We start from the raw sequence: 23,608 nt of genomic DNA on the forward strand, positions 1-23,608 counted from the left end.
CAGGGGTCGCGAACGTAGGGTGGAGCAAGTCGAGGTCTTTCGGGATGGCAAGCGTGAAGAACTTCCATCATCCGGGAGACCTCGACCCCTACCCGGTCATCGACGCGCTCAACCGACTACACCCTCGTTCGTGAAGAGCCACGAAACCCCCGCGGGTCGCGCGGGGGAGAAGTCGATCAGGAGTGGGCGGTCAGGCCTTCTCTAGTTCGTCCTCGTCTTCGTCGGCGTAGTCATCCGCCCACTTGTCGACGTACTCGTCTTCGGAGTCGCCCGAAGTCGCGAGCTCACGTTCCAGCGCCGAGTAGTTCACCGACGGACTGTACGCCTTGAGTTCGCGGGCGATCTTTGTGTGCTTCGCCTTTTGACGGCCACGGCCCATGCGCGAGACCCCCTCACGAGTCAGCTGCGGGCAAACGATGGCCCGAGTCATTCACGACACCGGCTCGCGGCCGGTAAGAGTAGCATTCAGAATAGCACGCGGGTAAGACCCTCTGGCTGACGCCAGACCGGTGAAGGGAGCGATCTCATGTCCGACAGCACCTCCACTCCGTCCGATGAAGCCGCACAGAACGCGGCGCTGCAGAAGGCCGTGATCGTCGGCGTGCAGCCCTCACAGGATCGCCGTGTGGTCGACGAGGCCGTGCGCTATGCGCGGCTGCTCGGCTCGCCGCTCGTGGTGGCGCACGTCGACGTGACGCGGTTCGTGACCTACGAGGACCCGGACGGCTACGTGCACTCGGCGCCCATCGATATCAACTTCGACGCGGGTATCGCCGAGTTCGAAGCGGTCCAGCAGGCCGTGGCGCCGATTCTCGACGCTTCGGGCCTCACCTGGACCGCCCGGCAGCTCGTCGGCGACCCGGCGCTTGCGATCAAGCAGCTGGCGCACAAGCTCGACGCCCAGCTCATCGTCGTCGGCACGCGCAAGCGCGGATTGGGCGAGAGCATCCGCGAGTTCTTCACCGGGTCGGTCGCCGCGCGCCTCGCCCACCGGCAGCACCGCGCGATCCTCGTCGTGCCGCTCGGCGACCTCGTGCCCGACTCGCAGAAGGAGATCTGGCCCGAGTCGGCCGAGTGATCGCAGCCCTCTCTCGACCGCTCCCGTCGCAAAATCTGTCGCCCGACTGGCGCGCAGCCGACAGGAATTGCGACGGGAACGGTCGAAGGCCGGACTGCTCAGAGGTCGAGGAAGTCGCCGAGCCAGGTGCGCACGCGCGAGAGGCAGCCGGGGCTGACGCTGCCCGCCACGCCGGTGAGACGGTCGCGCGTGAGAGTGCGCGGCTGCTCGGTCATGATCCACGAGTCTCGATCGAGACCACTGGGCCCTTCTACGCGGATGTGGTTCGGCCACCCTCGATCGGTCGTCGTGATGGATAACACGATGGCGAGGGTCGTGACGGCGTCGAGGTAGCCGGTGGAGGCGACGATCAGGACGGGACGGTGACCTCCCTGCTCGCGGCCGCGGACGGGCTCGAGTGAAGCCCAGGCGATGATGCCCGGAGCGAGGTCGGGCGTGCTCACGACCTGGGCGCGAGCTCGGTGCGCTCCCACTTGGAGGATTCGTCCGCGTGATCCGCACGCACCGACGAAGGCGTCGCGGCAATCGCGGCGCGGAGGTCTGCGAGCCGCCGACGACGGTCCTCGGCGTCGGCGAGGTGGGTCAGATGCGCCCCGAGCGTGAGGCCGTCTCGGGATGCCTGGGCCTTGAGCCGATCCCGGAGATCGTCGCTCACCTTGATCGTCGTGGTCATACCGCAAGTATACCGCCGCTCATCCCCGCCCTTCGGAGTGTTCCCGTCGCATTTTCTGTCGCCCCGCGGGCTCGCAGCCGACAGTTATTGCGACGGGAACGGGAGGGAAGGGGTTAGAGGTCGGAGAAGTCGTTGGCGCCGCTCATGATGGCGGTGACGACGTCGTCGGTGATCGTGAGCGAGACGTACTCCATGCCGACCTGCCCCGTCACCAGAGAGGTCGTGCCCGGCACCTCGCGCATCCCGACCTTGAGGTAGTCGGCGAGCCGTCGCCGTCTTCGTCCCATTCGTCTTCGGCGCCCGCCGCCATTGACGGTGTCGAGGGGGCGGAGGTCCCCGCGGCGTCGGGTGACCCGGGTGCGGAGCATTCGGCGAGGAGCGGTGCATGGCTCGACCGTATGTCCCTCTCCTGCCCCGCCCGCCGTCTCGTCCCCTCCCGTCGCAAAAAGTGTCGGCCGCCGGGATGGCAGCCGACACTTTTTGCGACGGGAGTAGTGAGAAGAGGGGGGTCAGGGGTGGGGGCGGGAGAGGGCCGAGGTCACGGCGCGAGCCGCGGCATCCAGGGCGTTCTCGAGATCCGTCACGACTGCGGCGGGGAGTGCTCCGCCCTTCGCGACGTGGGTACGGAGGTCGGTGCGGATGCGCGCGCGGAACGCGTTGACGACGGCATCCGCGCGGTGCAGTTCCTCGCGGCTCGTCGCCCGCGTGTCGTCGGATGCTCCGCGCGGCCTGTTCTGCGCAGCCGCCCGCTCGTCGTTCGCCGCGCTGGCGAGGTCGGCACGCAGGCTCTTCATGGCCTCCTGCACGCTCTGGCGCACCTCGTTCGCGATCAGGCGCACCGAGTCGGCGAGTCCCGATTCGATGCCGGCGAGATCGCTCTCGCGCGCGGCGAGCTCGGCGCGGCCCGCTTCGGTGATCGCGTAGATCGTGGTGCGGCCGTCGACGGTCTTGGTGACGAGACCCTCTTCCTCGAGCTTGCCCAGGCGCGGGTAGATGGTTCCGGCGCTCGGTGTGTAGGTGCCGCCGGTGCGGTCGGTGAGCGCCTGGATGATGCCGTATCCGTGCTGCGGCGACTCGGCCAGCAGTGACAGCAGGTACAGCCGCAGGTCTCCGTGGGAGAAGACGGCGGGACTCATGCGTCCTCCCATTCGGCGTCGTCGGCGGTCGAGGCGGGCGTGCGTCGCAGCACCGTCACGCCGCCCGAGACGGAGTTGACGCGGAGGTCGACGAAGCGGCCGGCCAGCTCGCCGGTGGTGCCGGTGTAGTTGCTGGGCCCGGAGGTGCTGCGCTCGACGCCGTCGATGAGCAGGCGTCCGCTGAGGGAGCGGATGACGTAGTTCGCCGCGAGCGACTCGTCGAGGCGCACGGTGGTGCCGCCCGAGACCGAGTTGACGGTGATCGTGTTGACGTCTCCCGCCGCGTCGACCGTCGTGGTGCCCGAGACGATGTCGACGGTCGCCTTGCGCACGACGCCCGTGACCGCGACGTCGCCCGAGACGCTGTTCGCGTTGATCGACCCGTTCAGGCCGCGCACCTGCACGTCTCCCGAGACGGTGTTGACCGTGAGGTCGCCGACGAGGGTGTCGACGATCAGGTCGCCCGAGACGGTACTGAGACGGGCGTCGTTGCGGATGCCGGAGACCAGTGCACCGGCGCTGACCACCCCGAGATTGAGGGCGATGCCGCGGGGGACGGCGACGCTCACCTCGGCGCGCGGGCCGCCCGAACCGAAGTTGCGGAACACCTCGAGGAAGTTGTCCCACCCGAGCTGCGGGTGATCGATCTCGATCTGACCGCCGTGGGATTCGATGCGCAGGTCTTTGACGGTCACGCCGTGCACCTCGATGCGGATGCCCGGCTCGTCGTGGGCGATGACGTCGACCTGTCCGCCGACGAGCCCGATCTTCAGGCGGGACGCGGACTCGATGTCGATGACGCGTTCCTCGCCGGGGGCGATGAGCCACTTCTCGGTCATGTCTTGTTCTCCTCGTTCGGACGATCGAGATATATCGTGTCCGCACACCGTAACACGATATATCTCGATCACGTCAAGAGGGGGGCGCGGACTGCCCCAAAAAGCCCATTTGACCTTGACGCTGCGTCAACTTCTAGGGTGGAAGCATCGCTCGCGCACCGCAGAGAAAAGAGAGGAGGGCGACGCATGAACGCACGCGACTGGTCGATCCAGGAGATCGCGCGGCTCGCCGGCACCACCAGCCGCACCCTGCGCCACTACGACGCCATCGGCCTGCTCCCGGCGACGCGCATCGCCGCCAACGGCTACCGGCACTACGACGCGCGCGCCCTGGTCCGGTTGCAGCGCATCCGGCTGCTGCGCGATCTCGGGCTCGGGCTGCCGCAGATCGCCGACCTGTTGGCGGGATCGAGCGACGACGTCGCCGACGACCGTGAGCGCGAGGCTTCCGCCCTCGACACCCATCTGGCCCTGCTCCGCGACGAGCAGGACAGGCTGGCCCGACGCATCGCGTCGGTCGAATCCACCATCGCGACCCTGAGAGGAGGTGAAGAACTCATGGCAGAGAACATGTTCGACGGCTTCGACCACACCGTCCATCGGCAGGAGGTCGAGCAGCGCTGGGGCGCGCGGGCCTACGCCGACGGCGACCGCTGGTGGCGCGGGATGACGGATGCCGAACGCGCCGAGTGGCAGCGCACGGCCTCCGACCTCGCCCGCGACTGGGCCGCCGTCGCCGAGCAGGGCATCGACCCCGTATCCGACGCCGCCCAGGAGCTCGCCGGTCGACACGTCGCGTGGCTGCGGAGCATCCCGGGGACGCCGGCCTCGACGCCGGACGGCGACGCGAAGGCGTACGTGATCGGTCTCGGCGAGATGTACGTCGCCGACCCGCGCTTCGCCGCGAATTACGCGACGTCGCGCGGCGGTACCGAAGGCGCGGAGTTCGTGCGCGACGCACTGCGCGCGTACGCCGACGCGCACCTGTGAGCCCTGAGCCGGCAACGGGCCCGATGCCCTGGGTTCGTTGTCGGCTGCGTCGCGTTCACTGCCGGATGCTCGATCCGGCCGCTCCTCATCGTCTGAACCCCCGTGGCACCCGGCTCGGACGCACCGGCGGATGCCGTACCCGTCGGCCCGTATCCGCTGGCGCGGTCACCGGCAAGGGTCGAACCTCGACGCGGCCGCGGGCGTAGAGTCGGGGCATGAGGTGGAGGGCACGACGTCGCACGAACGCCGCGCCGCTGTTCCTCGGCGCCACCGCCGCCTACGGCGCCAACGTCGCGCTCGGCAGCGCCGTCGCCGCCCGAGTCATAAACACCCGCGACTTCCGCTGGCTGCACCACGCCCTGTACATCGCGACGTGCGCGACGACCGGCTCGGCGCTCGCCGCGGGGTTCCTGTGGGCTCGCCCTCGACGCGCGAGCCGGCGCGCGGCGCTGCTGCTGCTGCCCGCCGCCGCCCCGCTCGCGGCCATCCCGTACCTCGGGTCGCGCAGCATCCGGCATCCGCTCGTCGCCCTTACCGCCGCCCCCTTCATCGTCGCGGGCCTCGTGCGCGCGAACCGTCTCGACCGGAAGTGACCGCATGGAACTGCTCGACGCCATCCGCCGCCGCAAGACGACCAACGGCGGGTTCCTTCCCGACCCGGTCTCGGAGGAGCACCAGCGCATCCTGCTCGAAGCCGCCGGCCGTGCGCCCTCGCAGTTGAACAGCCAGCCGTGGCGTTTCGTCGTGATCGAGAACCGCGACACGATCGAGCAGATCTCGCGCATCTCGGGCGAGAGCATGACCGAGGCGATGTCGAACGGCACGTTCTTCGAGCGTTACAAGCCGTACTTCCGGTTCAGCCAGGCCGAGATGGACGAGAAGCGCAGCGGCATGCTGTTCGACAAGCTCCCCGCCGCCCTGCGGCCGTTCACGAGTCAGGTGTTCACCAAGCGCGGGCAGAAGCTGATGAACACGTTCGGCGTGCCGAAGACGCTCGGCGACGAGAACCGCAAGCTGGTCGCCGGATCGCCGCTGCTGCTGGGCGTGATGCTCGACCGCAGCGAGTACCGTCCGGGGCAGCTGTCGTCGTTCTACTCGGTGTTCAGCATGGGCGCCGCGATGGAGAACATCTGGCTCACCACGGTCGAGCTGGGCATGGGCATCCAGTTCATCTCGTTCCCCATGGAGGTGCCGGGCAAGTGGGACGAGATCGTCGACCTGCTGCGCGTGCCGGACGACCTCGAGCTCATGGCCGTCTACCGCCTCGGCTACCTGCCGCCCGAGCAGCGTCGACCGGCCATCGACTGGTCGAGCAGCCAGCGCAAGCTGGCCTCGCAGTACGTCTTCCGCGAGACCTGCGAGACGCCGCAGCAGGGGTGGGATGCCCCGCCGCCGCACGCCGACTGACGGGGGAGCCTCCTCCGCACGAGGTCAGCGGGAGCCCTCGCGGGGCAGGGGCTTCAGGTCGCTGAGCGCGGGGCCCTCGATGCGCGTGCCGTCGGGGGCGAACCGCGAGGCGTGCAGCGGGCAGTCCCAGCTGCACTCGGCGTCGTTCCAGGTGAGCACGCCGCCGAGGTGCGGGCACACCGCGTCGACCGCGCGCGTCACGCCGCCCACCGTCGAGACGCCGACCGGCAGGCCGGCACGGTTAGCCACCACGCCCTCGCCCTCGGCCGGGCGCGGGACGGGCACGGCGGTGCGCTCGGCCTCCACCCAGCCCTTGGTCGCCGCCGCTCCCACCTTCAGACCCTCCTGCGCACCCGTGGCGAGATCGGCGGGCTGCGTCAGCCGGGTGCCGATGCGCGTCATCCAGCGCGGCCGCTCGCTCCACTTCTCGCCGAGGATCTCGGAGGTCAGCCGCAGCGCGGCGGCAGGGGCGTTCGACAGCCCCCACTTCGCGTAACCGGTGGCGATCCGGATGCGTCCGAGCCCGCGGGGCAGCGACCCGACGAACGGGATCTGATTGTGCGACCGATAGTCCTGCGCCGACCAGCGGTGGGTCTCCTCCGCGCCGGGGAAGTGCTCCTGCGTCCACGCGACGAGGTCGTCGATGGCCGCGGTCTCGCCGTCGGAGCGGCCGACCGGATGCCCGTTGCCGCCGACGATCAACTGAGCAACGTCGGCCGGACCGTCGCCGGCGGACACCGGGCGGATCGAGCGCGTCGGCCCGTCGACCGACAGGAACGTCTCGGTCGGGACCTCGCCGGGCACGCGGAACGAGACGCAATACGACCGCATGCCGCTGGTCTTCGAGAAGTAGAGTCCGCGATCGAGGATGGCACTGCCGGTCGCGAGCACGATGTGCTCGGCGAACACGGGGCCGTGAGCGGTGCGCACGTGCGGATCGCCGAGCACGCGGGCGCCGGTCACCCGGATGCCCGTGTGCAGGGTGCCGCCCCCGGCGAGGAACTCCGCGGCCAGCGCCTGCGTGATCAGCTCCGGGTCGATCGTGATCTGGTGGTCGAGCGCGACGGCGGCGCTCATCGGCACCGGCATCCGTCGGCGCTCGTCGAGGTCGAGCAGACGCGTCGCGAGTCCCGCCTCGCGCGCCGCATGGTGCTGCGCGTTCACCGACTCGATGCCATCGGGCCCCTGGGCGTACGAATGATCGGTGCGCAGCAGGTACGGCACGCTCGCCCCGTCGGCGAAGGCGGTGAGCCAGTCCATCCCGGCGCGGTTGGAGTCGACGTAGGCCTGCACGAGCGACGCGGGGTGGTGGCGGCGGATCTCGGCGAGACGCTGACCCTGCAGCAGGGAGAGCTTGCCGGTGTTGCCGCCGGAGGCGAGCTGGGCGATCTCGCCCGCTTCGAGCACGGCCACGTCGAGCCCGGCCCTCGTGAGCATGACGGCGGTCGAGAGCCCGGTGAGTCCGGCGCCGACGATCACCACGTCGTGGCGGGAGCCCGGTTCGAAGGCCGTGCCGGTCGGAGCGGGAGGGGCGGTCTTCCACAGCGGCTTCATGCGGCACAGTCAACGCCCGTCGGCCCCCGCATCCCAACGCCTTGACATCGGCGCGGCGCCCTGGCACGCGGGGGTAGCGTGGTGCCATGACCCTTCGCCGCCTGCTGCTCGTGCTGGCGGGGGGAACGATCGGAACGGCGGCGCGACTGGCGCTCGGCCTCGCACTGCCCGACCAGGGATTCCCGTGGGCGATCCTCGTGGCGAACGTGACGGGCGCCCTGTTGATCGGGCTCGTCGCCGCGCGGCTGCCGGCGTCGGCCGAGCTGCGGTTGTTCCTGGCGACCGGGGTGCTCGGCGGCTTCACCACCTACAGCGCGTTCACCACCGGCACGCTCGCGCTGTGGACGGATGCTCCGCTCGCCGCGTGCGCCTACGCCGCGGGTTCGCTCGTGCTGGGCCTCGCCGCGGCGGCGCTCGGGCTGCGGGTCGGACGGCCGCGCCGGGCGGTCGGGGTCGGCGCATGACTCCGCTGCTGTTCCTCGGCGCCGCGCTCGCCGGAGGAATCGGCAGCGTGCTGCGCTACGTGGTGGACCGCGGGGTGGGGCGGATGCTCGGGCGGCGGTATCCGTGGGGCATCCTCGTGATCAACCTCACCGGATCCTTCGCGCTCGGCATCGTCACGACGGCGTTGCCGTCGCACCTCATCCTGCTCGGCGCCGGCCTGCTGGGGGGATACACGACATTCAGCACGGCGATGCTGGATGCGGTGGCTCTCTGGCACGACGGCGCCCGACGGGCATCCGCTTTCCACGCCGTGGGCATGCTGATGCTGGGGCTCGTGGCTGCCGGGGCGGGGCTGGCGCTCGGCGCCCTGATGGGGTGAGCCCCCACGCTCCCAGCCTCTTCCCACCCGGCCAATGTACATATGTACATGTACGGATGTTCCAGGAGGACCGATGACCGAGAAGCGCCGCCGTCGCGACCCCGAGGCTCGCCGTCGCGAGATCACGCGCGCGGCCGCCGAGCTGATCGTCGAGGTCGGCGTCGAGGCGCTCACCCACCGCAAGGTGGCCGCGCGCGCCGGGGTGCCGCTCGGATCGACGACGCAGTACTTCGCCACGCTCGACGACCTGCGCGACGAGGCGCTGCGCGAACTCGTGCGCGAGATCGAGGAGCACGTCGAGAAGACGCGCGCCGCCGTCGAGGCGGCCGGTGCCACCCCCGAAGCGATCGCGCGCCTGCTGCACGCGAGCCTCGCCGACGCCCGCGCCATCGAGACCGAGCGCGCCGTCGTCACCGCCGCCGTGCACGACCCCCGGGTGCGCGACCTGGCCCGCCGCTGGTCCGACGAGGTCGTCGGATTCCTCGCCCCCGTGCACGGGGAAGACCGTGCCCGCGCCGCCGCCGTCTTCATCGACGGCCTCGTCTGGCACGCCCAGATCCACGACGAACCCCTCGACGAGCAGGTCATCCGCGACGCGCTCACCGGGATCCTCGCCCCCGTCCCCGCTGCATCCGTCCCCTCCGCACCCTGAGGAACAGACTTGTCGAAACTCGCCGTCCTGAGCCTGAAGAACCGCGCGCTCATCGCTCTCATCACGATCGTCGCCGCCGTGTTCGGCGGGCTCGCGCTGACCAACCTCAAGCAGGAGCTCATCCCGTCGCTCGAGCTCCCGGCGCTCGTCGTCATGACCACCTACCCCGGTGCCTCGCCCGAGGTCGTCGAGAACGACGTGTCGACCCCGATCGAGTCGGCGATCCAGGGTGTTCCCGATCTCGACGCCACGACCGCGACGAGCACGACGAACGCCTCGATCGTGCAGGCGTCGTTCGCCTACGGCACCAACCTCGCCACCGCCGAGCAGAAGATCCAGCAGGCGATCAACCGCATCTCGTCGACGCTCCCGGCCGACGTCACGCCGCAGGTGCTCGCGATCTCGATCAACGACCTCCCGGTCATCCAGGTCGCCGTGTCGGGCTTCGACGACGCCGACAACGCGCAGGCCGAGCTCGAGAACGTCGCGATCCCCGAACTCGAAGACGTCGACGGTGTGAACGCGGCCGAGATCGTCGGCGGGGTCGGCCAGCGTGTGACCATCACCCCCGATGTCGCGAAGCTCGCCGCCGCCGGGGAGAGCACGCAGGCGATCAGCGACGCACTGGAGCAGAACGGCACCCTCTTCCCGGGCGGTGACATCACCGAGGACGGCCGCACGCTCACCGTGCAGACCGGCGCGAAGATCACCTCCGTCGACGAGATCGCCGCACTGCCGCTCGTCGGCACCGATGTCACGATCGGCGAGGTCGCGACCGTCGTGCAGGAGTCCGACCCCGTCAGCTCGCTCTCGCGCGTTGACGGGAAGGATGCCCTGTCGATCTCGATCACCAAGCTGCCCGCCGCCAACACCGTCGAGGTGTCGAACGGCGTGATCGCCGCTCTCGACACGATCGGCGAGGCGTTCCCCGACGCGACGTTCACCGTCATCTTCGACCAGGCGCCGTTCATCGAGCAGTCGATCGAGACGCTCGCGACCGAGGGCCTGCTCGGACTCGTCATGGCCGTGCTGGTCATCCTCGTGTTCCTGCTGTCCGTGCGCTCCACCCTGGTCACGGCGATCTCGATCCCGACCTCGGTGCTCATCACCTTCATCGGGCTGCAGGCGTTCGGATACTCCCTCAACATCCTCACGCTCGGCGCGCTCACGATCGCCATCGGCCGCGTGGTCGACGACTCCATCGTCGTGATCGAGAACATCAAGAGGCACTACGTCGGCGACGCCGACAAGGGCGACGCCATCCGTCTCGCGGTGCGCGAGGTGGCCATGGCGGTCACGGCATCCACCATCACCACCGTCGCCGTCTTCCTTCCGATCGTCTTCGTCGGCGACATGGTCGGAGAACTCTTCCGGCCGTTCGCGATGACGGTGTCGATCGCGATGATCGCCTCGCTGCTCGTGTCGCTCACGATCGTGCCCGTGCTCGCGTACTGGTTCCTCAAGCCCGGCAAGCCGCTGCTCGACGCCGACGGCCGGGCCATCGACCCCGAGTCGCCCGAGGCGCCGCCCACACGCCTGCAGAAGGCGTACCGCCCGGTGCTGGGGTGGACGCTGAAGCACTCCGGCGTCACCGTCATCCTCGCGGTGGTGGTGCTGGGGGCGACGCTCGCCGCCTACCCGCTGATGAAGCAGAACTTCCTCGGCGACTCCGGACAGAACACCATGACCGTCTCGCAGGACCTCGGCCCGACCGCCAGCCTCGAGACCAAGTCGGAGGCGGCGCTGAAGGTCGAGGAAGCGCTCGACGGCATCGACGGCATCGAGCACGTCCAGGCCTCGATCGGTTCGAGCGGATCGGCCGTGCGCGACGCCTTCTCGGGCGGCGGGGCCGGGGTGACGTACTCGATCCTCACCGACGAGAACGCCGACCAGGAGAAGCTCCGCGCCGAGGTGCAGGATGCCGTCGACAGCCTCGACGACGCCGGCGAGATCACGGTCGCATCGTCGGCGGGCTTCGGATCGAGCGACATCGAGATCACGGTCGCCGCCTCGAACGCCGACGACCTCTCCACCGCCACCGATGCGGTGGTGGCCGAACTCGACGGACGCGAGGGCATCGGTCAGGTCACCGACAACCTCGCCGCCTCGCTGCCGTACATCGCCGTGGTCGTCGACCGCGATGCCGCGGCGGCCCGCGGGCTCTCCGAGGTCGCCGTCGGTGCGCTGGTGTCGAACACCATGCGCCCGCAGGAGCTCGGAACCGTCGAGATCGACGACACCTCGCTCACCGTCTACATGGCGACGTCCGAGCCGCCCGCGACGCTCGAGGCGCTCCGCGCCCTCACGATCCCCAGCGCCGTCGGGCCGGTCGCTCTGAGCGACATCGCGACCGTCGAGGAGCGCAACGGCCCCACGTCGATCACCACCGAGCGCGGACAGCGCACCTCGACGGTCACCGTGCCGCCGGCATCCGACGACCTCACCGTCGCCACCGTGTCGGTCGCCGCCGCTCTCGATGCGGTCGACCTTCCCGCCGGGGCGACCGCCGAGGTGGGAGGCGTCGCCTCGCAGCAGGCCGACTCGTTCTCGCAGCTGGGTCTGGCGATGCTCGCCGCGATCCTCATCGTGTACGTGGTCATGGTCGCGACCTTCAAGTCGCTGCGGCAGCCGCTGCTGCTGCTCGTGTCGGTGCCGTTCGCGGCGACCGGGGCGATCCTGCTCCAGATCGTGACCGGGGTGCCGCTCGGCGTCGCCTCGCTCATCGGCGTGCTGATGCTCATCGGCATCGTCGTGACGAACGCGATCGTGCTCGTCGACCTCGTCAACCAGTACCGCGAGAAGGGGCTGTCGACCGCCGAGGCGGTGATGGCCGGTGGCGAGAAGCGTCTGCGCCCCATCCTGATGACGGCGCTCGCGACGATCCTCGCCCTGACGCCGATGGCGCTCGGCATCACCGGCCACGGCGGGTTCATCTCGCAGCCTCTGGCCATCGTCGTCATCGGCGGGCTCGTCTCGTCGACCGTGCTGACGCTCATCGTGCTGCCGACGCTATACAACCTCGTCGAGGGCGCCAAGGAGCGACGACGGGCGCGCAAGTCCGGCGGCGCGGAGGGCGCGGAGGCGCCGACCGACGCCGACGATCCGCGGGGACCGGGCGCGACCGGGGCGGCCGCCGAGCCGGTCGGAGCGGTGGTGCCCGGTGGCGGGGCCGCCGACGCCGAGGATCATCACCTCACGCGACGCGAGCTGCGCGACCGCGGACTGCTCTAGGCCGACAGTTCCGGCGGCGTGCGAGCCGGCTCGGCGACAACTCAGGACGAGAGGCCCCGGAGACGTCGAATCCGACGCTCCTGGGCCTCTCGGCGCGCGGCGGTCTTGAGGTGATGCCCCGGCTCAGTCGAGCGTGATGCCCCAGTGCAGGACCCACGTCTCGTCGGGGGCGAGTCGGCGCAGCCCGTCGCCGCTGTTGAAGGCGTTGGCGGGCGCCGTCATCGGCTCGATCGCGACCGCCAGATCGAGGCCCGGGAACTTCGTCGTGGTCGTGAACACCTGCGCGTACTCGAAACCCGGGCCCTGCCAGACCGTGACGCGCCGCCCGTCGGGCGCGGTCAGCGACACTTGCACCCGGCCCTCGTCATCGCGATCGAGGTCGGTGAACGCGGTGTCGAGCTCGACGTCGCCCAGGCGCACCCCGGAGCGGAGGGCGGGGTCGGCGGGCTCGCTGCCGGTCGGGATCTTCCGTTCGTCGGCGGTGAGTGCGGTCGCCGCGGGAACGCGCAGCACCAGGTCGTGGGGGTCGACGCCGCCGATCGTCGGGAACGGGTGGATGCCCAGCGCCACGGGTGCCGGGTCGGCCGACGGGTTCGTGAGCGCGTGCGTCACCTCGACGCCGCGGTCGGTGAGCATGTAGGTGACGGAGGTCTCGATCAGATAGGGGTACCCGGTCTGCGGCACGATGTGGGCCCGGAGCACGGCCGCGTCGTCGGTCTGCTCGATGTCGTACGCGGTGAAGCGCAGGAGGCCGTGGCTGGCGTTGCCGAGCTTCGGTTCGGTGATCGCGAGTTGGCGTTCGGTGCCCTCGTCGATCCACACGCCGTCGCGGATGCGATTGGGCCACGGCGCGAGCACGACGCCGGCGCACACCGGAGTGGGCTGGTCGAGCGGATAGGTCGAGACGAGATCGACCCCGCCCACCTTCAGTTCGCGCAGAGAGGCGCCGACCTGGGCGATCTGCGCGGTGACGTCGCCGCGACGCAGCGCGACCTGGATGCCGGTGGGGGTCGGGATGCTCATCCCGTCATCGTAGGGCGATGGAGGGGTTTCTCAGGGGCGGACGGTAGGCTGGCGGGGTCGGCTTCGGACACCCGCGCAGGGCGCGGACGTTTTATGTGTGTGAAGTGTGAGTCCAGGGGCCGATGGTGAGCACCCATCGGTGCGCATGAACCATCACATGAATGGCCCCGGCCCTCGAGCGTCCGGCACCCGTCTTCCCGGGTGCTCTCGCATGCGCCGTGCTGTTCTCGTGCGAGAACGAAAGACACACCATGCCCAAGAACAAGAAGCCCCAGGGCGGCCGCGCCGCCCGCAACTTCGAGCCGCGCTTCGGCGCCAAGAAGACCTCCTTCCATGACCGGCACCACGGCGCCGGTCCGCGCGACGAGCGCGGCGGGCGGTCGGATGCTGCCGACCGCCGTTCCTCGACCGGCGGCTACGACCGCCGCCCGGGCAGCCGCAGCCCGAACCACCGCGGCTACCGCCCCGAAGAGGCCGAGTCCGGCGCTCCGAAGCAGCGGTGGGGCGCGCAGCAGCGCGCCGGCCGTGACGAGGCCCGCGGCATCCGCAACCGCGCCGAGTCCGGTCGCCGAGAGGCGCCGCACCACCGCGACGAGCGTCCGCGTTTCGAGGGCGGCCCCGACCGCGGTCGGTTCTCCGAGCGGCCCGCCGGCGGCCGCCGGTTCGACGACCGCCCGCGTCGTGACGACCGGGGTGCGGAGCGTCCGCGTTTCGAGCGTGGTGGCGAGCGTCCGCGTTTCGACCGTGATGACCGTTCGCGTCGTGACGAGCGCGGCGACCGCCCACGGTTCGAGCGCGGTGGCGAGCGTCCTCGTTTCGAGCGTGACGACCGTCCGCGTCGCGATGAGCGCGGCGGCGAGCGTCCCCGTTTCGAGCGTGACGACCGTCCCCGTCGTGACGACCGTGGCGGCGAGCGTCCCCGGTTCGAGCGTGACGACCGTCCCCGTCGTGACGACCGCGGCGCAGACCGCGGCCGCTCGAGCGACCGCACCGACCGCCCCGAGCGCTCCTACGACGCCGACCGTGCGCGCCGCGCCTTCGGTCGCGACCGCGAGCAGCGCTCGTACGACGCGCCGGGTGAGCGCAGCCGCCCCTCGACGGGCGGGGCGTATCGGATGGAGCGTCCTCGTCGCACCGATCAGCCGCGCCGCGACGAGCGCCCGAACCGCAGCGACTGGAACGCCCAGCCGAAGGCCGCCTTCGAGCCGACCGACGACGTCGTGCACGAGCGCCTCGAGGCGAAGTCGGTCGCCGCGGTCGAGGTCGACGGCGTGACCTTCGCCGACCTCGGTCTCGGATCGAACATCGTCGAGACTCTGGCGAACATGGGTGCCGCGACGCCGTTCCCGATTCAGGCGGCGAGCATCCCCGCCGTGCTCGAGGGACGCGACGTGCTCGCCCGCGGGCGCACCGGCTCGGGAAAGACCATCGCCTTCGGTGCGCCGCTCGTCGAGCGCGTGCTGCAGTCGCAGGCCGGCAAGCGCCGCGAATTCGGCCGGTCGCCGCGCGCGATCATCCTCGCTCCGACCCGCGAGCTCGCGCTGCAGATCGATCGCACCATCCAGCCGATCGCCCGCAGCGTCGGTCTCTTCACCACCCAGATCTACGGCGGTGTGCCCCAGGGCCGTCAGGTCGGAGCTCTCAAGAAGGGCGTCGACATCGTCATCGGCACCCCGGGCCGCGTCGAGGACCTGGTCGACCAGGGCAAGCTCGACCTCTCGGACTGCCGTATCGCCGTGCTCGACGAGGCCGACCACATGTGCGAGCTCGGATTCGTCGAGCCCGTGCAGCGCATCCTGCGTCACACCGCGGAGGGCAGCCAGAAGCTGCTGTTCTCGGCGACGCTCGACCGCGAGGTCGCGGCCCTCGTCGACGAGTTCCTCGTCGACCCGGCCGTCTACGAGGTGGCCGGCGAAGACCAGGAGTCGAGCACGATCGAGCACCGCGTGCTCGTCATCGAGCACCGCGACAAGGCCGAGATCCTGACGTCGCTCGTCGACCGCGAGGGCAAGACGCTCGTCTTCGCCCGCACCCGCGCGTACGCCGAGATGCTGGCGGAGCAGTTCGACGACGCCGGCATCCCCGCGGTGTCGCTGCACGGCGACCTCAACCAGGCCAAGCGCACGCGCAACCTGGAGCGGCTCACCTCTGGTCGGGTCAACGTGCTGGTTGCGACGGACGTCGCCGCCCGCGGCATCCACGTCGACGACATCGACCTCGTGGTGCAGGCGGATGCTCCCGACGAGTACAAGACGTACCTGCACCGATCGGGTCGTACCGGTCGCGCCGGCCGCTCCGGCCGCGTCGTCACGCTCATCACGCGTCAGCGTCAGCGTCGTATGACCGAACTGCTCGACCGTGCCGAGATCGAGGCGCCGTTCGAGAACGCGCGTCTCGACGACGACCTGATCGAGGAGATCGCCGGTCGCGTGCCGACCGCTGCCGACCTCACGAGCTGAGACTGACCGCTCGCGCGCACCCCGCGCTGCGGCGGTGAGGGATCAGAAAGGCCGGGTCGGATGCCTCCGACCCGGCCTTTCTCGACCCCGTCCGCCCGTGCCCGCCGGCACAACTTCGGCGTTCTGAGGGCACGCGCCGGAGTGCAGGGCGGTCGGCGCGGTGTGTCGCGCCCGATCTCCGAAGTTGTGCGGGTGCGGGCGCGCCCGATCTCCGAAGTCGTGCGGGCGGGTGCGGGCAGGTGCGGGCGGGTGCGGGGGCGATCAGGCGATCGTGTGCTCGTGGATCGAGCTCGTGAGACTGGTGCCGTTGAGGTCGAGGTAGAGCACCTGCTCGGTGACGGTGATCGTCAGGGTGTTGCGACGCTCGAGATGCGGAACGACCTGGTCGACGAAACCGGGGTCGAAGCTGAACACGCGCAGGTGCTCGGCACGATGGATGCGCTTGCCGGCCCACGGCAGCATGACCTTCTCGGGGTCGCGGTGCGTGTACACGACGCATCGCTCGGCCAGACGACTGCCGTAGTGCAGGCGCTCCGCGTCGGGCGCTCCGACCTCGATCCAGGCCGTGATCGCGCCCGTGAGGTCGCGCACGAGCACGGCCGGCTCATCGGTCTTCGAGATGCCTTCGCTGAACGCGATGCCCTCGACGTACTCGAGACCGTAGGCGAGCACCCGCGTGAGCATGTAGGCATCGGTCTCGGACGGATGCCGCGCGACGCGGAGCGCGTAGTCGTCGTACACGCTGCGGTCGGTGTCTGCGAGCTGCACGTCGAACGTGTGGATGGTGGAGCCGATCGCCATAATCCTCGAGCCTACGCGGCGTGATGCGGCGCCCCCCGCCGCCGGGTGGCGCGGACACGCTGGCCGCCGTCGAGCCGGCCTGCGCATGCCCCCCCCGCCGTCGAGCCGGCCTGCGCAGGCCCCCTCCGCCGTCGAGCCGGCCTGCGCATGCCCCGTCCGCCGTCGAGCCGGCTGGCGCACGCTGTCCGCCGCGGGGCGCGGCCGCTCGTCGCCGCTATGCCCGATGCCGGGCTCAGAACAGGCGCGGTTGCGCGGGCGGGGCCGACCGGGCCGGCAGGAACGACACCGTCGCGGCTCGTCCCGGGGTCAGGCGCCGCGTGGTGCGCACGGGCCCGGGACCGGTGACGGTACCCGACTCCCGCGCTCCGCCCTGATCGTCGTTCTGCCGCCAGATGGACTGCACGTGTCCTTCCCCGGCGCGCGATCCGCGGCGGGGGTAGTCGTCTTCATGCCGACCGTCGAGCCCGTGCAGTCGGATCAGCGGCTTCGCCCGTCGCGCCAGCCATTGCCGGTAGGGCTTCGGGGCCTCCACCGAGGCACCTGGGTAAAGCCCCCGGTACGACGACACCAGGTCGGGCCGGTGCTCGCCGAGCCACTGGAAGAACCACGGCTTCACCCCCGGGCGCAGATGGAGGGCGCCGTAGATGACGGAGCGTGCTCCGGCCGCCTTGATGCGCGCGAGTGCATGGTCGATCGCCTCGACCGAGTCGGTCATGTGGGGGAGGATCGGCATCAGGAACACGGTGACCGGGAATCCGGCGTCCGACAGCGCCTTCACCGTGTCGAGCCGCGCCTGCGTGGTCGGGGTGCCCGGCTCGATCGCCTTCTGCAGGTCGTCGTCGTACATCGCGATCGACATCTGCACGTCGACCGGTACACGTTTCGCCGCCTCGACGAGCAGGGGGATGTCGCGCCGGATCAGTGTGCCCTTGGTGAGGATCGAGATCGGCGTGCCGGATGCCGCGAGCGCCTCGATGATGCCGGGCATGAGCGTGTACCGCCCCTCGGCCCGCTGATACGGGTCGGTGTTCGTGCCCAGCGCGACCGTCTCGTGCTGCCAGTTGCCGCGGCGCAATTCGCGTTCGAGCACCTCGACGACGTTCACCTTGACCACGATCTGCGAGTCGAAATCCGACCCTCCGTCGAGGTCCAGATACTCGTGCGTGCCGCGCGCGAAGCAGTACACGCAGGCGTGCGAACAGCCGCGGTACGGGTTGATCGTCCACGCGAAAGGCATCCGCGACGCCCCCGGCACATGATTGAGAGCCGACTTCGACAGCACCTCGTGGAACGTCATCCCGGCGAACTCCGGCGTCGTGACCGATCGCAGAACGCTCGACCGGTTCTCGAGTCCGGGCAGAGCCGCGGCATCCGTGTCTTCGAGCTTCTGACCCTGCCAACGCATGCTTCATTCGAACATAGGAACGGTTTAACCGCAAGCCGATGTCGAAGAAATCTACGAGAACCGCCCGACCTGTGGACAGTTCTCAGCGGGTGACCCACGCCCGGGGCACAATGGAGGACATGCCCGAAACGCCGCACGCTCAGCATGCGGCACCGCGCTCCCCGATCCACGGTCCCGCCCTTCCGATCGGCGTCGCGGTGACCGCCGTGGGCGTTCTGCTGTCTTTGGGCTCCGCGTCCGTGACGGGCCCGGTCGAGTCGTCGCCGCTGCCCGAACCGGTGGCCGTGATGCAGGTGCCGACGGTGGACGTCGGTCAGACGGCGGCTGTCGACCCGTGCGCAGAGAAGGCCGTGCAGGATGCTCTGGCCGCCGGCGACGACGCCTCCGTGATCGCGGGATTCGGCGGGGGCGCCGCGTTCCGCTCGGCCGTCGTCGCCGGCAATGCCCCGTGCATCTCGCTCAGCGATCCCTCCCGGCTGTGGGTCGTGGTGAACAAGCTCCGTCCGCTCGATCCGGCCGACTTCGCCCCGAGCGGACTCGTCGAGGTGCCCCTGCAGACGACCACGCCCTCGGGCCAGGTGCGCTCGGACGTCGCGGCGGCGGTCGGCCAGATGGCTGACGCGGCCGACGACCAGGTCGGCAGGATCGGCGCGAACAACGGGTACCGGTCGTACGGCCTGCAGGTCACCACCTATGCCTCGCACGTGCATGACCAGGGGCAGGCCGAGGCTGATGCGGGCTCGGCGCGTCCCGGGCACTCCGAGCATCAGACCGGTCTCGCCGTCGATGTGGTCGCCTGCGGATCGGCGTGCGGCGGGCTGGACGGCTTCGGCGGCACGCCGCAGAGCGACTGGGTGGCGGCGAACGCGTGGCAGTACGGATTCATCGTGCGCTACGAAGACGGCGGGTCGCCGATCACCGGCTATGCCCCCGAGCCGTGGCACCTGCGGTACGTCGGCGTCGACCTCGCGGCGGCGTACCACCAGGGCGGGTATCACACGCTCGAGGAGTTCTTCGGGCTCCCGCCGGCACCCGATTACGCCCCCTGAGCCGTCCGGTTGCGGCATCCCACAAGTGCGGTACCCAGTGTCACCGACCCTGGGATGCATTCCCACAATCGACTGTCTCGACGGCGCCCTCGCGCATAGAATCCCGAGGAGCAACGACGCCGAGAATCAGGAGGACGCGATGGAACGCGACATCTACGACGAGGATCACGAGGCCTTCCGCGAGCTGGTCAGGGACTTCGCGAAGCGCCACGTGAGCCACGAGGCCATCGAGCGGTGGGACGCCGCGGGGGAGGTCGATCGCGCGACCATGCTCGCCGCCGGCGAGGCCGGGATCATCGGGCTCTCGGTGCCCGAGGAGTTCGGTGGCGCGGGGATGCTGCAGGACTACCGCTTCCGCGCCATCGTGAACGAGGAGATCATCGCCGCCGGAGCGGGTTCGCTCGCCGGCGCCTTCGGCATCCAGGACGACCTCGCGGTGCCGTACCTCGTGCACATGGGCACGCCGGAGCAGAAGCAGAAGTGGCTCCCGCGGATGGCCACCGGCGAAGTCATCGGTGCGCTCGCGATGACCGAGCCGGGCGCCGGGAGCGACCTGCGCGGCATCAAGGCGACCGCTCGCAAGGTCGACGGCGGCTACATCGTCAACGGCGCGAAGACGTTCATCTCGTCGGGCGCGACGGCCGACCTGGTCGTGACGTTCGTCAAGACCGGCGAGGGCAACCGACCGGATGCCTTCAGCCTCGTGCTCCTCGAGAACGGCATGGAGGGCTTCGATCACGGCAAGAAGCTGCACAAGATGGGCTTCCAGGGCCACGACACCGCGGAGCTGTCGTTCAGCGACGTGTTCGTGCCCGACGAGAACCTCATCGGCGGGGTCGAGGGTAAGGGGTTCGTGCAGCTGATGATGAACCTGCCGCTTGAGCGCCTCTCGATCGGCGTCGCGGGTGCTGCCGCCGCGCAGGCCGCGCTCGACTGGACCATCGCGTACACGAAGGATCGCGAGGCCTTCGGCGAACGCATCATCGACTTCCAGAACAGCCGCTTCACCATCGCCGACATGGCGACCACCGTCGACGCGCTGTGGGCGTACATCGACCGTGCGCTGCTCGCCTACTCGCAGGGCAAGCTGTCGGCCGAGGAGGCCGCGAAGGTCAAGTTCTGGGCGACCGAGCGCGAGTGGGAGGTGCTCGACGCCGGCGTGCAGCTGCACGGCGGGTACGGGTACATCACCGAGTACCCGATCGCGCGGGCCTTCCTCGACGCGCGCGTGCACCGTATCTACGGCGGCACGAACGAGATCATGCGGGAGATCGTCGGCCGCCAGATCGCCGGCAAGCGCTGACGAGCGTTGCTACCCGGGTGGCAGCAGTCTTGCTACCCGGGTAGCATCGCGTCATGACCAACGGCAAGGTGAGTCTCAGCCTGAGTGCGAGCGACCTCGCTTTCCTCGACGGCGAGGTGGCGACGAAGCGGTATCCCACGCGATCCGCGGCGGTTCAGAATGCCGTGGCGCTCCTGCGCGAGAGCCGTCTCGCCGACGCCTACGCCGAGGCCTTCGCCGACGGCTACGACCACGAGTGGGATGCGGCGACCGGCGACGGGCTCGCGACAGCGTGAGCGGAGCATCCGTTCCGCTGCTCCGGCGCGGCCAGATCGTGTTGGTCTCCCTCGATCCGGCGGTGGGGGCCGAGGCGGCGAAGACGCGGCCAGCGGTCATCGTCAGCAACAACACCGCCAACACCGTCGCTCTGCGCCACGACCGAGCGACGGTGACGGTCGTGCCGGTCACCTCGAACGTCGCGCGCGTGCTGCCGTTCCAGGTGCTGCTGCCCGCGGCGGTCACCGGGATCGGCGTGGACTCGAAAGCGCAGGCCGAGCAGGTTCGCACGATCGCGGTCGCGCGGATCGTGCGACCGGTCGGATGGGTGCCGTCCGAGCTGATGGGCGCACTCGACGAGTCGTTGCGCCTGCATCTCGCGCTCTGACCGGTTCCGCCGTCAGGCGGACGGATGCCACGGCGACGCGATCACGAAGATCGCCGCGGTCGCGCCGAGCATGAGCACGAGGAAGACCACGTCACGCCGACGGAACGGCACGAGGTGCCGCTCGGTGCGGGTGGGGTGGGCGCCGAAGGCGCGGGAATCCATTGCCAGAGCCACGCGCTCGGCATGCCGGATGGCGCCGGCGAGCAGGGGCACGATGTAGCCCCAGCCGCGGGCGATGCGGGAGAACGGTCCACGGCCGCCGTGGTGGCCACGCACCCGGTGCGCGGCGCGGATGACCGACAACTCGTACCCGAAGCGCGGCACGAAGCGGAACGCGGCGAGGGCCGTGTAACCGATGCGGTACGGCACACGCAGTTGCTGGATGCTCGCGCGCACGAGGTCGGGGCCACTGGTGGTCAGCCCGCCGACGAGGGCGAGAGCCACGATGGCGCCGAGTCGGAGCGCGGTCGCGACGCCGAGCATCAGCGCGCCGCTGTAGAGCGTCCAGCCGCCGATGCTCAGCACGGGTGCGGTGCCGTCGACCTGCGCGGTGTCGACCCACAGCGCGAAGCTCACCCCGATCACGGCCATGCCGAGGGGCAACGCGACCAGGAGCAGCACGAGGCGCCAGGTGATCCGCGCGCCGACGAGGAGCAGCACGACGGCGAGAACGAGGAAGGCGGCGGGCGTCACCAGGTCGCGCACGAACACGAGCAGCACCATGGCGGGTACGAACGCCGCGACCTTCGCGAGCGGGTTGAGGGCGTAGAGGAACTGGTGTGCAGCATCCGCCGTCACCCGCGCGTAGGGGTCGACCCTGGCGGCGCTCATGCCCCGGCCCTCCGCCCGTGACGCGCCAGCACCCGCTGCACCGGGGGAAGGCGCAACCCGGCCGAGGCGAACACGCCGTCGTCGCGGAAGAGGCCGCCGGTAAGACCGGCGGCGTGCACCCTGCCGCCGGCGAGCACCACGGTGTGGGTGGTCTGCTCGGCGACGAGCTGCAGATCGTGCGTGACGATGACGATCGTCGTGCCCTCGGCGCGGAGATCCTGCAGCAATGCGAGCAGCTCGGCGGCGCGGGCGCGGTCCTGTCCGAAGGTCGGCTCGTCGAGGGCGAGCACGGCGGGCCGCGAGATGAGCGCCGTACCCACCGAGAGCCGGCGCTTCTCTCCGCCCGACAGGAGGAACGGATGCACCTCGGCCTTGTGCGCGAGACCGAATCGTTCGAGCATCCCGCCGACACGTTCGTGGACCTCGGGCTCGGGGGTGCGCCGCAGCCGCAGACCGTGGGCGAGCTCGTCGAAGACCGTGTGCGCGATGAACTGGTGCTCGGGGTTCTGGAAGACGAAGCCGATGCGGGCGGAGAGGTCGCGCGGTGAGGCGCGCGCCGGGTCGAGTCCGTCGATCGACACCCGCCCGCGGGGCGGCGGTACGACGCCCGCGAGCGCGTGGATCAGGGTCGTCTTGCCCGCACCGTTCGTGCCGACGATCGCGGTGAGGGTGCCCGCGTCGACGTCGAGGTCGACCGCATGCAGGATCTCGGTGCGCCCCCGCCGCACGGTGAGATCGCGCGCGCGGATGAGCGGACCGGCGCCCGCTGCGGCGGCGGGTTCGATGTGCGGGGCCGACATGCCGCGCGGCGTCGCTCGTGCGGCCGCGACCGCGTCGACGGCGGGGGCCGTCGGCAGCTGCGCGGCGAGGTCGTCGGGCGTGAGCGGCAGCGGGTCGAAGCGGATTCCCTCGTCTCGCAGCCGCAGTGCGGCGAGCGTCGCCGCGGGCAGCCACACCCCCATCTCGAGCAGCTCGTCGGTGTGATCGCGCAGGATGTCGCGCGCGGGACCGTCGAAGGCGACGCGCCCCGCGCGGTCGAGCACGATCGTGCGGGTGACGAACCCCATCGCGGCGTCGAGGTTGTGCTCGACGAGAAGCACCGCGCGGTCCCCGGCGGCCACGACCTCGCCGAGCGCGGCGTAGACGTCGTCGATCCCCTGCGGGTCGAGGTTCGCCGTCGGTTCGTCGAGCACGATGAGCGGCGACCCCAGGGCGAGGGCGCAGGCGATCGCCAGACGCTGACGACCGCCCCCGGAGAGCGTGTCGGGGTTCTCGTCGCGGCGATCCCAGAGGCCGACACGGCGCAGGGCGTGCTCCGCCCGGGCGGCCACCTCGCCCACCGGCAGGCGCAGATTCTCGGGGCCGAAGGCCACCTCGTCGAACACCGTGCCCGTGACGATCTGCGCATCCGGATCCTGGAAGACCATCGCGACCCGCGTGCTCAGGTCGGGTGTCGACGATGCGGCCGTGTCGATGCCGCCCGCCTCGATCGAGCCGGTCATGGTGGCGGGCAGGGCATGGGGGATGAGGCCGTTCAGGGCGAGGGTGAGCGTCGACTTGCCCGAGCCCGACGGGCCGAGCAGCAGCACGACCTCGCCGGGGTGGATGTCGAAGGTCACGTCGCCCGGTGAGGGGTGCGCCGCACCGGCGTGGGTGAGCGAGACCTCACGCACGCGGAGGAGAGGCGCGGATGGGCGCACGGCGGAACCCC

General features: G+C 70.5%; 25 protein-coding genes. 13 read left to right on the top strand and 12 right to left on the bottom strand.

Annotated elements, in window-relative coordinates:
* Window positions 1-190 precede the first annotated feature (190 nt).
* Window positions 191-379 carry a DUF3073 domain-containing protein gene (locus AC3A3J_RS01795; RefSeq protein ID WP_314649160.1) on the bottom strand — a complete coding sequence of 63 codons (189 nt, stop codon included), beginning with the start codon at window positions 377-379 and terminating at the stop codon, window positions 191-193.
* 147 nt (window positions 380-526) lie between these two features.
* On the opposite strand from AC3A3J_RS01795, the gene AC3A3J_RS01800 reads away from it, so the two are divergent.
* Entirely contained in the window at window positions 527-1,078 is a 552-nt protein-coding gene (locus tag AC3A3J_RS01800) for a universal stress protein (protein ID WP_487670645.1), read from the top strand.
* A gap of 98 nt (window positions 1,079-1,176) precedes the next feature.
* Here AC3A3J_RS01800 and AC3A3J_RS01805 read toward each other — a convergent pair whose 3' ends face one another.
* The 5 genes from AC3A3J_RS01805 to AC3A3J_RS01825 all read right to left on the bottom strand — a co-directional run bounded on the left by AC3A3J_RS01805 (window position 1,177) and on the right by AC3A3J_RS01825 (window position 3,726).
* The gene (locus AC3A3J_RS01805; protein WP_487670646.1) at window positions 1,177-1,521 is read right to left on the bottom strand and encodes a type II toxin-antitoxin system PemK/MazF family toxin; all 345 of its coding nucleotides are present in this window, start codon (window positions 1,519-1,521) and stop codon (window positions 1,177-1,179) included.
* The gene (locus AC3A3J_RS01810) at window positions 1,518-1,751 is read right to left on the bottom strand and encodes a ribbon-helix-helix protein (protein ID WP_487670647.1); all 234 of its coding nucleotides are present in this window, start codon (window positions 1,749-1,751) and stop codon (window positions 1,518-1,520) included. The genes AC3A3J_RS01805 and AC3A3J_RS01810 overlap by 4 nt, the downstream gene beginning before the upstream one ends.
* Window positions 1,752-1,864: 113 nt before the next feature.
* On the bottom strand, window positions 1,865-2,038 hold the full coding sequence (locus AC3A3J_RS01815) for a hypothetical protein (RefSeq protein ID WP_487670648.1): 174 nt from the start codon (window positions 2,036-2,038) through the stop codon (window positions 1,865-1,867).
* A gap of 222 nt (window positions 2,039-2,260) precedes the next feature.
* The gene (locus AC3A3J_RS01820) at window positions 2,261-2,887 is read right to left on the bottom strand and encodes a PadR family transcriptional regulator (protein ID WP_487670649.1); all 627 of its coding nucleotides are present in this window, start codon (window positions 2,885-2,887) and stop codon (window positions 2,261-2,263) included.
* On the bottom strand, window positions 2,884-3,726 hold the full coding sequence (locus AC3A3J_RS01825) for a DUF4097 family beta strand repeat-containing protein (protein WP_487670650.1): 843 nt from the start codon (window positions 3,724-3,726) through the stop codon (window positions 2,884-2,886). Before AC3A3J_RS01825 ends, AC3A3J_RS01820 begins: the two co-directional genes overlap by 4 nt.
* Window positions 3,727-3,912: 186 nt before the next feature.
* On the opposite strand from AC3A3J_RS01825, the gene AC3A3J_RS01830 reads away from it, so the two are divergent.
* The 3 genes from AC3A3J_RS01830 (at window position 3,913) to AC3A3J_RS01840 (ending at window position 6,123) form a co-directional block, all read left to right on the top strand.
* On the top strand, window positions 3,913-4,716 hold the full coding sequence (locus tag AC3A3J_RS01830) for a MerR family transcriptional regulator (protein ID WP_487670651.1): 804 nt from the start codon (window positions 3,913-3,915) through the stop codon (window positions 4,714-4,716).
* Window positions 4,717-4,931: 215 nt separating this feature from the next.
* A complete protein-coding gene (locus AC3A3J_RS01835; protein WP_487670652.1) occupies window positions 4,932-5,309 on the top strand; it encodes a hypothetical protein in 378 nt (125 codons plus the stop codon).
* 4 nt (window positions 5,310-5,313) lie between these two features.
* Window positions 5,314-6,123 (top strand): nitroreductase family protein, encoded by an 810-nt coding sequence (locus tag AC3A3J_RS01840; protein WP_487670653.1) that lies wholly within the window; start codon window positions 5,314-5,316, stop codon window positions 6,121-6,123.
* A gap of 24 nt (window positions 6,124-6,147) precedes the next feature.
* Here the strand turns inward: AC3A3J_RS01840 and AC3A3J_RS01845 are convergent, their stop codons facing one another.
* A complete protein-coding gene (locus AC3A3J_RS01845) occupies window positions 6,148-7,677 on the bottom strand; it encodes an FAD-dependent oxidoreductase (protein WP_487670654.1) in 1,530 nt (509 codons plus the stop codon).
* Window positions 7,678-7,763: 86 nt separating this feature from the next.
* On the opposite strand from AC3A3J_RS01845, the gene AC3A3J_RS01850 reads away from it, so the two are divergent.
* The 4 genes from AC3A3J_RS01850 (at window position 7,764) to AC3A3J_RS01865 (ending at window position 12,383) form a co-directional block, all read left to right on the top strand.
* On the top strand, window positions 7,764-8,141 hold the full coding sequence (locus tag AC3A3J_RS01850) for a fluoride efflux transporter FluC (protein ID WP_487670655.1): 378 nt from the start codon (window positions 7,764-7,766) through the stop codon (window positions 8,139-8,141).
* Window positions 8,138-8,500: a fluoride efflux transporter FluC gene (locus AC3A3J_RS01855; RefSeq protein ID WP_487670656.1), complete on the top strand. Its 363-nt coding sequence runs from the start codon at window positions 8,138-8,140 to the stop codon at window positions 8,498-8,500. Before AC3A3J_RS01850 ends, AC3A3J_RS01855 begins: the two co-directional genes overlap by 4 nt.
* A 73-nt stretch (window positions 8,501-8,573) precedes the next feature.
* A complete protein-coding gene (locus AC3A3J_RS01860; protein ID WP_487670657.1) occupies window positions 8,574-9,152 on the top strand; it encodes a TetR/AcrR family transcriptional regulator in 579 nt (192 codons plus the stop codon).
* Window positions 9,153-9,161: 9 nt separating this feature from the next.
* Window positions 9,162-12,383 carry an efflux RND transporter permease subunit gene (locus AC3A3J_RS01865; protein WP_487670658.1) on the top strand — a complete coding sequence of 1,074 codons (3,222 nt, stop codon included), beginning with the start codon at window positions 9,162-9,164 and terminating at the stop codon, window positions 12,381-12,383.
* A gap of 123 nt (window positions 12,384-12,506) precedes the next feature.
* Here AC3A3J_RS01865 and AC3A3J_RS01870 read toward each other — a convergent pair whose 3' ends face one another.
* Window positions 12,507-13,406: an aldose 1-epimerase family protein gene (locus AC3A3J_RS01870; protein ID WP_487670659.1), complete on the bottom strand. Its 900-nt coding sequence runs from the start codon at window positions 13,404-13,406 to the stop codon at window positions 12,507-12,509.
* A gap of 251 nt (window positions 13,407-13,657) precedes the next feature.
* Here AC3A3J_RS01870 and AC3A3J_RS01875 point away from each other — a divergent pair, with 251 nt between their 5' ends.
* Window positions 13,658-15,865: a DEAD/DEAH box helicase gene (locus AC3A3J_RS01875; protein ID WP_487670660.1), complete on the top strand. Its 2,208-nt coding sequence runs from the start codon at window positions 13,658-13,660 to the stop codon at window positions 15,863-15,865.
* A 261-nt stretch (window positions 15,866-16,126) separates the two neighbouring features.
* Here the strand turns inward: AC3A3J_RS01875 and AC3A3J_RS01880 are convergent, their stop codons facing one another.
* Together AC3A3J_RS01880 and AC3A3J_RS01885 are read right to left on the bottom strand one after the other, a co-directional pair.
* The gene (locus tag AC3A3J_RS01880; RefSeq protein WP_487670661.1) at window positions 16,127-16,666 is read right to left on the bottom strand and encodes a YaeQ family protein; all 540 of its coding nucleotides are present in this window, start codon (window positions 16,664-16,666) and stop codon (window positions 16,127-16,129) included.
* A 232-nt stretch (window positions 16,667-16,898) separates the two neighbouring features.
* Window positions 16,899-18,071, bottom strand: coding sequence for an Rv2578c family radical SAM protein (locus tag AC3A3J_RS01885; protein ID WP_487670662.1), 1,173 nt, complete (start codon window positions 18,069-18,071; stop codon window positions 16,899-16,901).
* A gap of 119 nt (window positions 18,072-18,190) precedes the next feature.
* Here AC3A3J_RS01885 and AC3A3J_RS01890 point away from each other — a divergent pair, with 119 nt between their 5' ends.
* From AC3A3J_RS01890 to AC3A3J_RS01905, 4 genes are all read left to right on the top strand, one after another.
* Window positions 18,191-19,120 (top strand): M15 family metallopeptidase, encoded by a 930-nt coding sequence (locus AC3A3J_RS01890; RefSeq protein WP_487670663.1) that lies wholly within the window; start codon window positions 18,191-18,193, stop codon window positions 19,118-19,120.
* Between the two features lie 139 nt (window positions 19,121-19,259).
* Window positions 19,260-20,423 carry an acyl-CoA dehydrogenase family protein gene (locus tag AC3A3J_RS01895; RefSeq protein WP_487670664.1) on the top strand — a complete coding sequence of 388 codons (1,164 nt, stop codon included), beginning with the start codon at window positions 19,260-19,262 and terminating at the stop codon, window positions 20,421-20,423.
* 53 nt (window positions 20,424-20,476) lie between these two features.
* A complete protein-coding gene (locus tag AC3A3J_RS01900; RefSeq protein ID WP_487670665.1) occupies window positions 20,477-20,698 on the top strand; it encodes an antitoxin in 222 nt (73 codons plus the stop codon).
* Complete coding sequence (locus AC3A3J_RS01905) at window positions 20,695-21,066, top strand: type II toxin-antitoxin system PemK/MazF family toxin (protein WP_487670666.1); 372 nt, start codon at window positions 20,695-20,697, stop codon at window positions 21,064-21,066. The genes AC3A3J_RS01900 and AC3A3J_RS01905 overlap by 4 nt, the downstream gene beginning before the upstream one ends.
* A gap of 12 nt (window positions 21,067-21,078) precedes the next feature.
* Here the strand turns inward: AC3A3J_RS01905 and AC3A3J_RS01910 are convergent, their stop codons facing one another.
* Window positions 21,079-21,897, bottom strand: coding sequence for an energy-coupling factor transporter transmembrane component T (locus AC3A3J_RS01910; RefSeq protein ID WP_487670667.1), 819 nt, complete (start codon window positions 21,895-21,897; stop codon window positions 21,079-21,081).
* On the bottom strand, window positions 21,894-23,597 hold the full coding sequence (locus AC3A3J_RS01915; RefSeq protein ID WP_487670668.1) for an ABC transporter ATP-binding protein: 1,704 nt from the start codon (window positions 23,595-23,597) through the stop codon (window positions 21,894-21,896). Before AC3A3J_RS01915 ends, AC3A3J_RS01910 begins: the two co-directional genes overlap by 4 nt.
* Between the last annotated feature and the right edge of the window lie 11 nt (window positions 23,598-23,608).

The sequence above is a fragment of the Microbacterium sp. Soil_N32 genome (assembly GCF_057655505.1).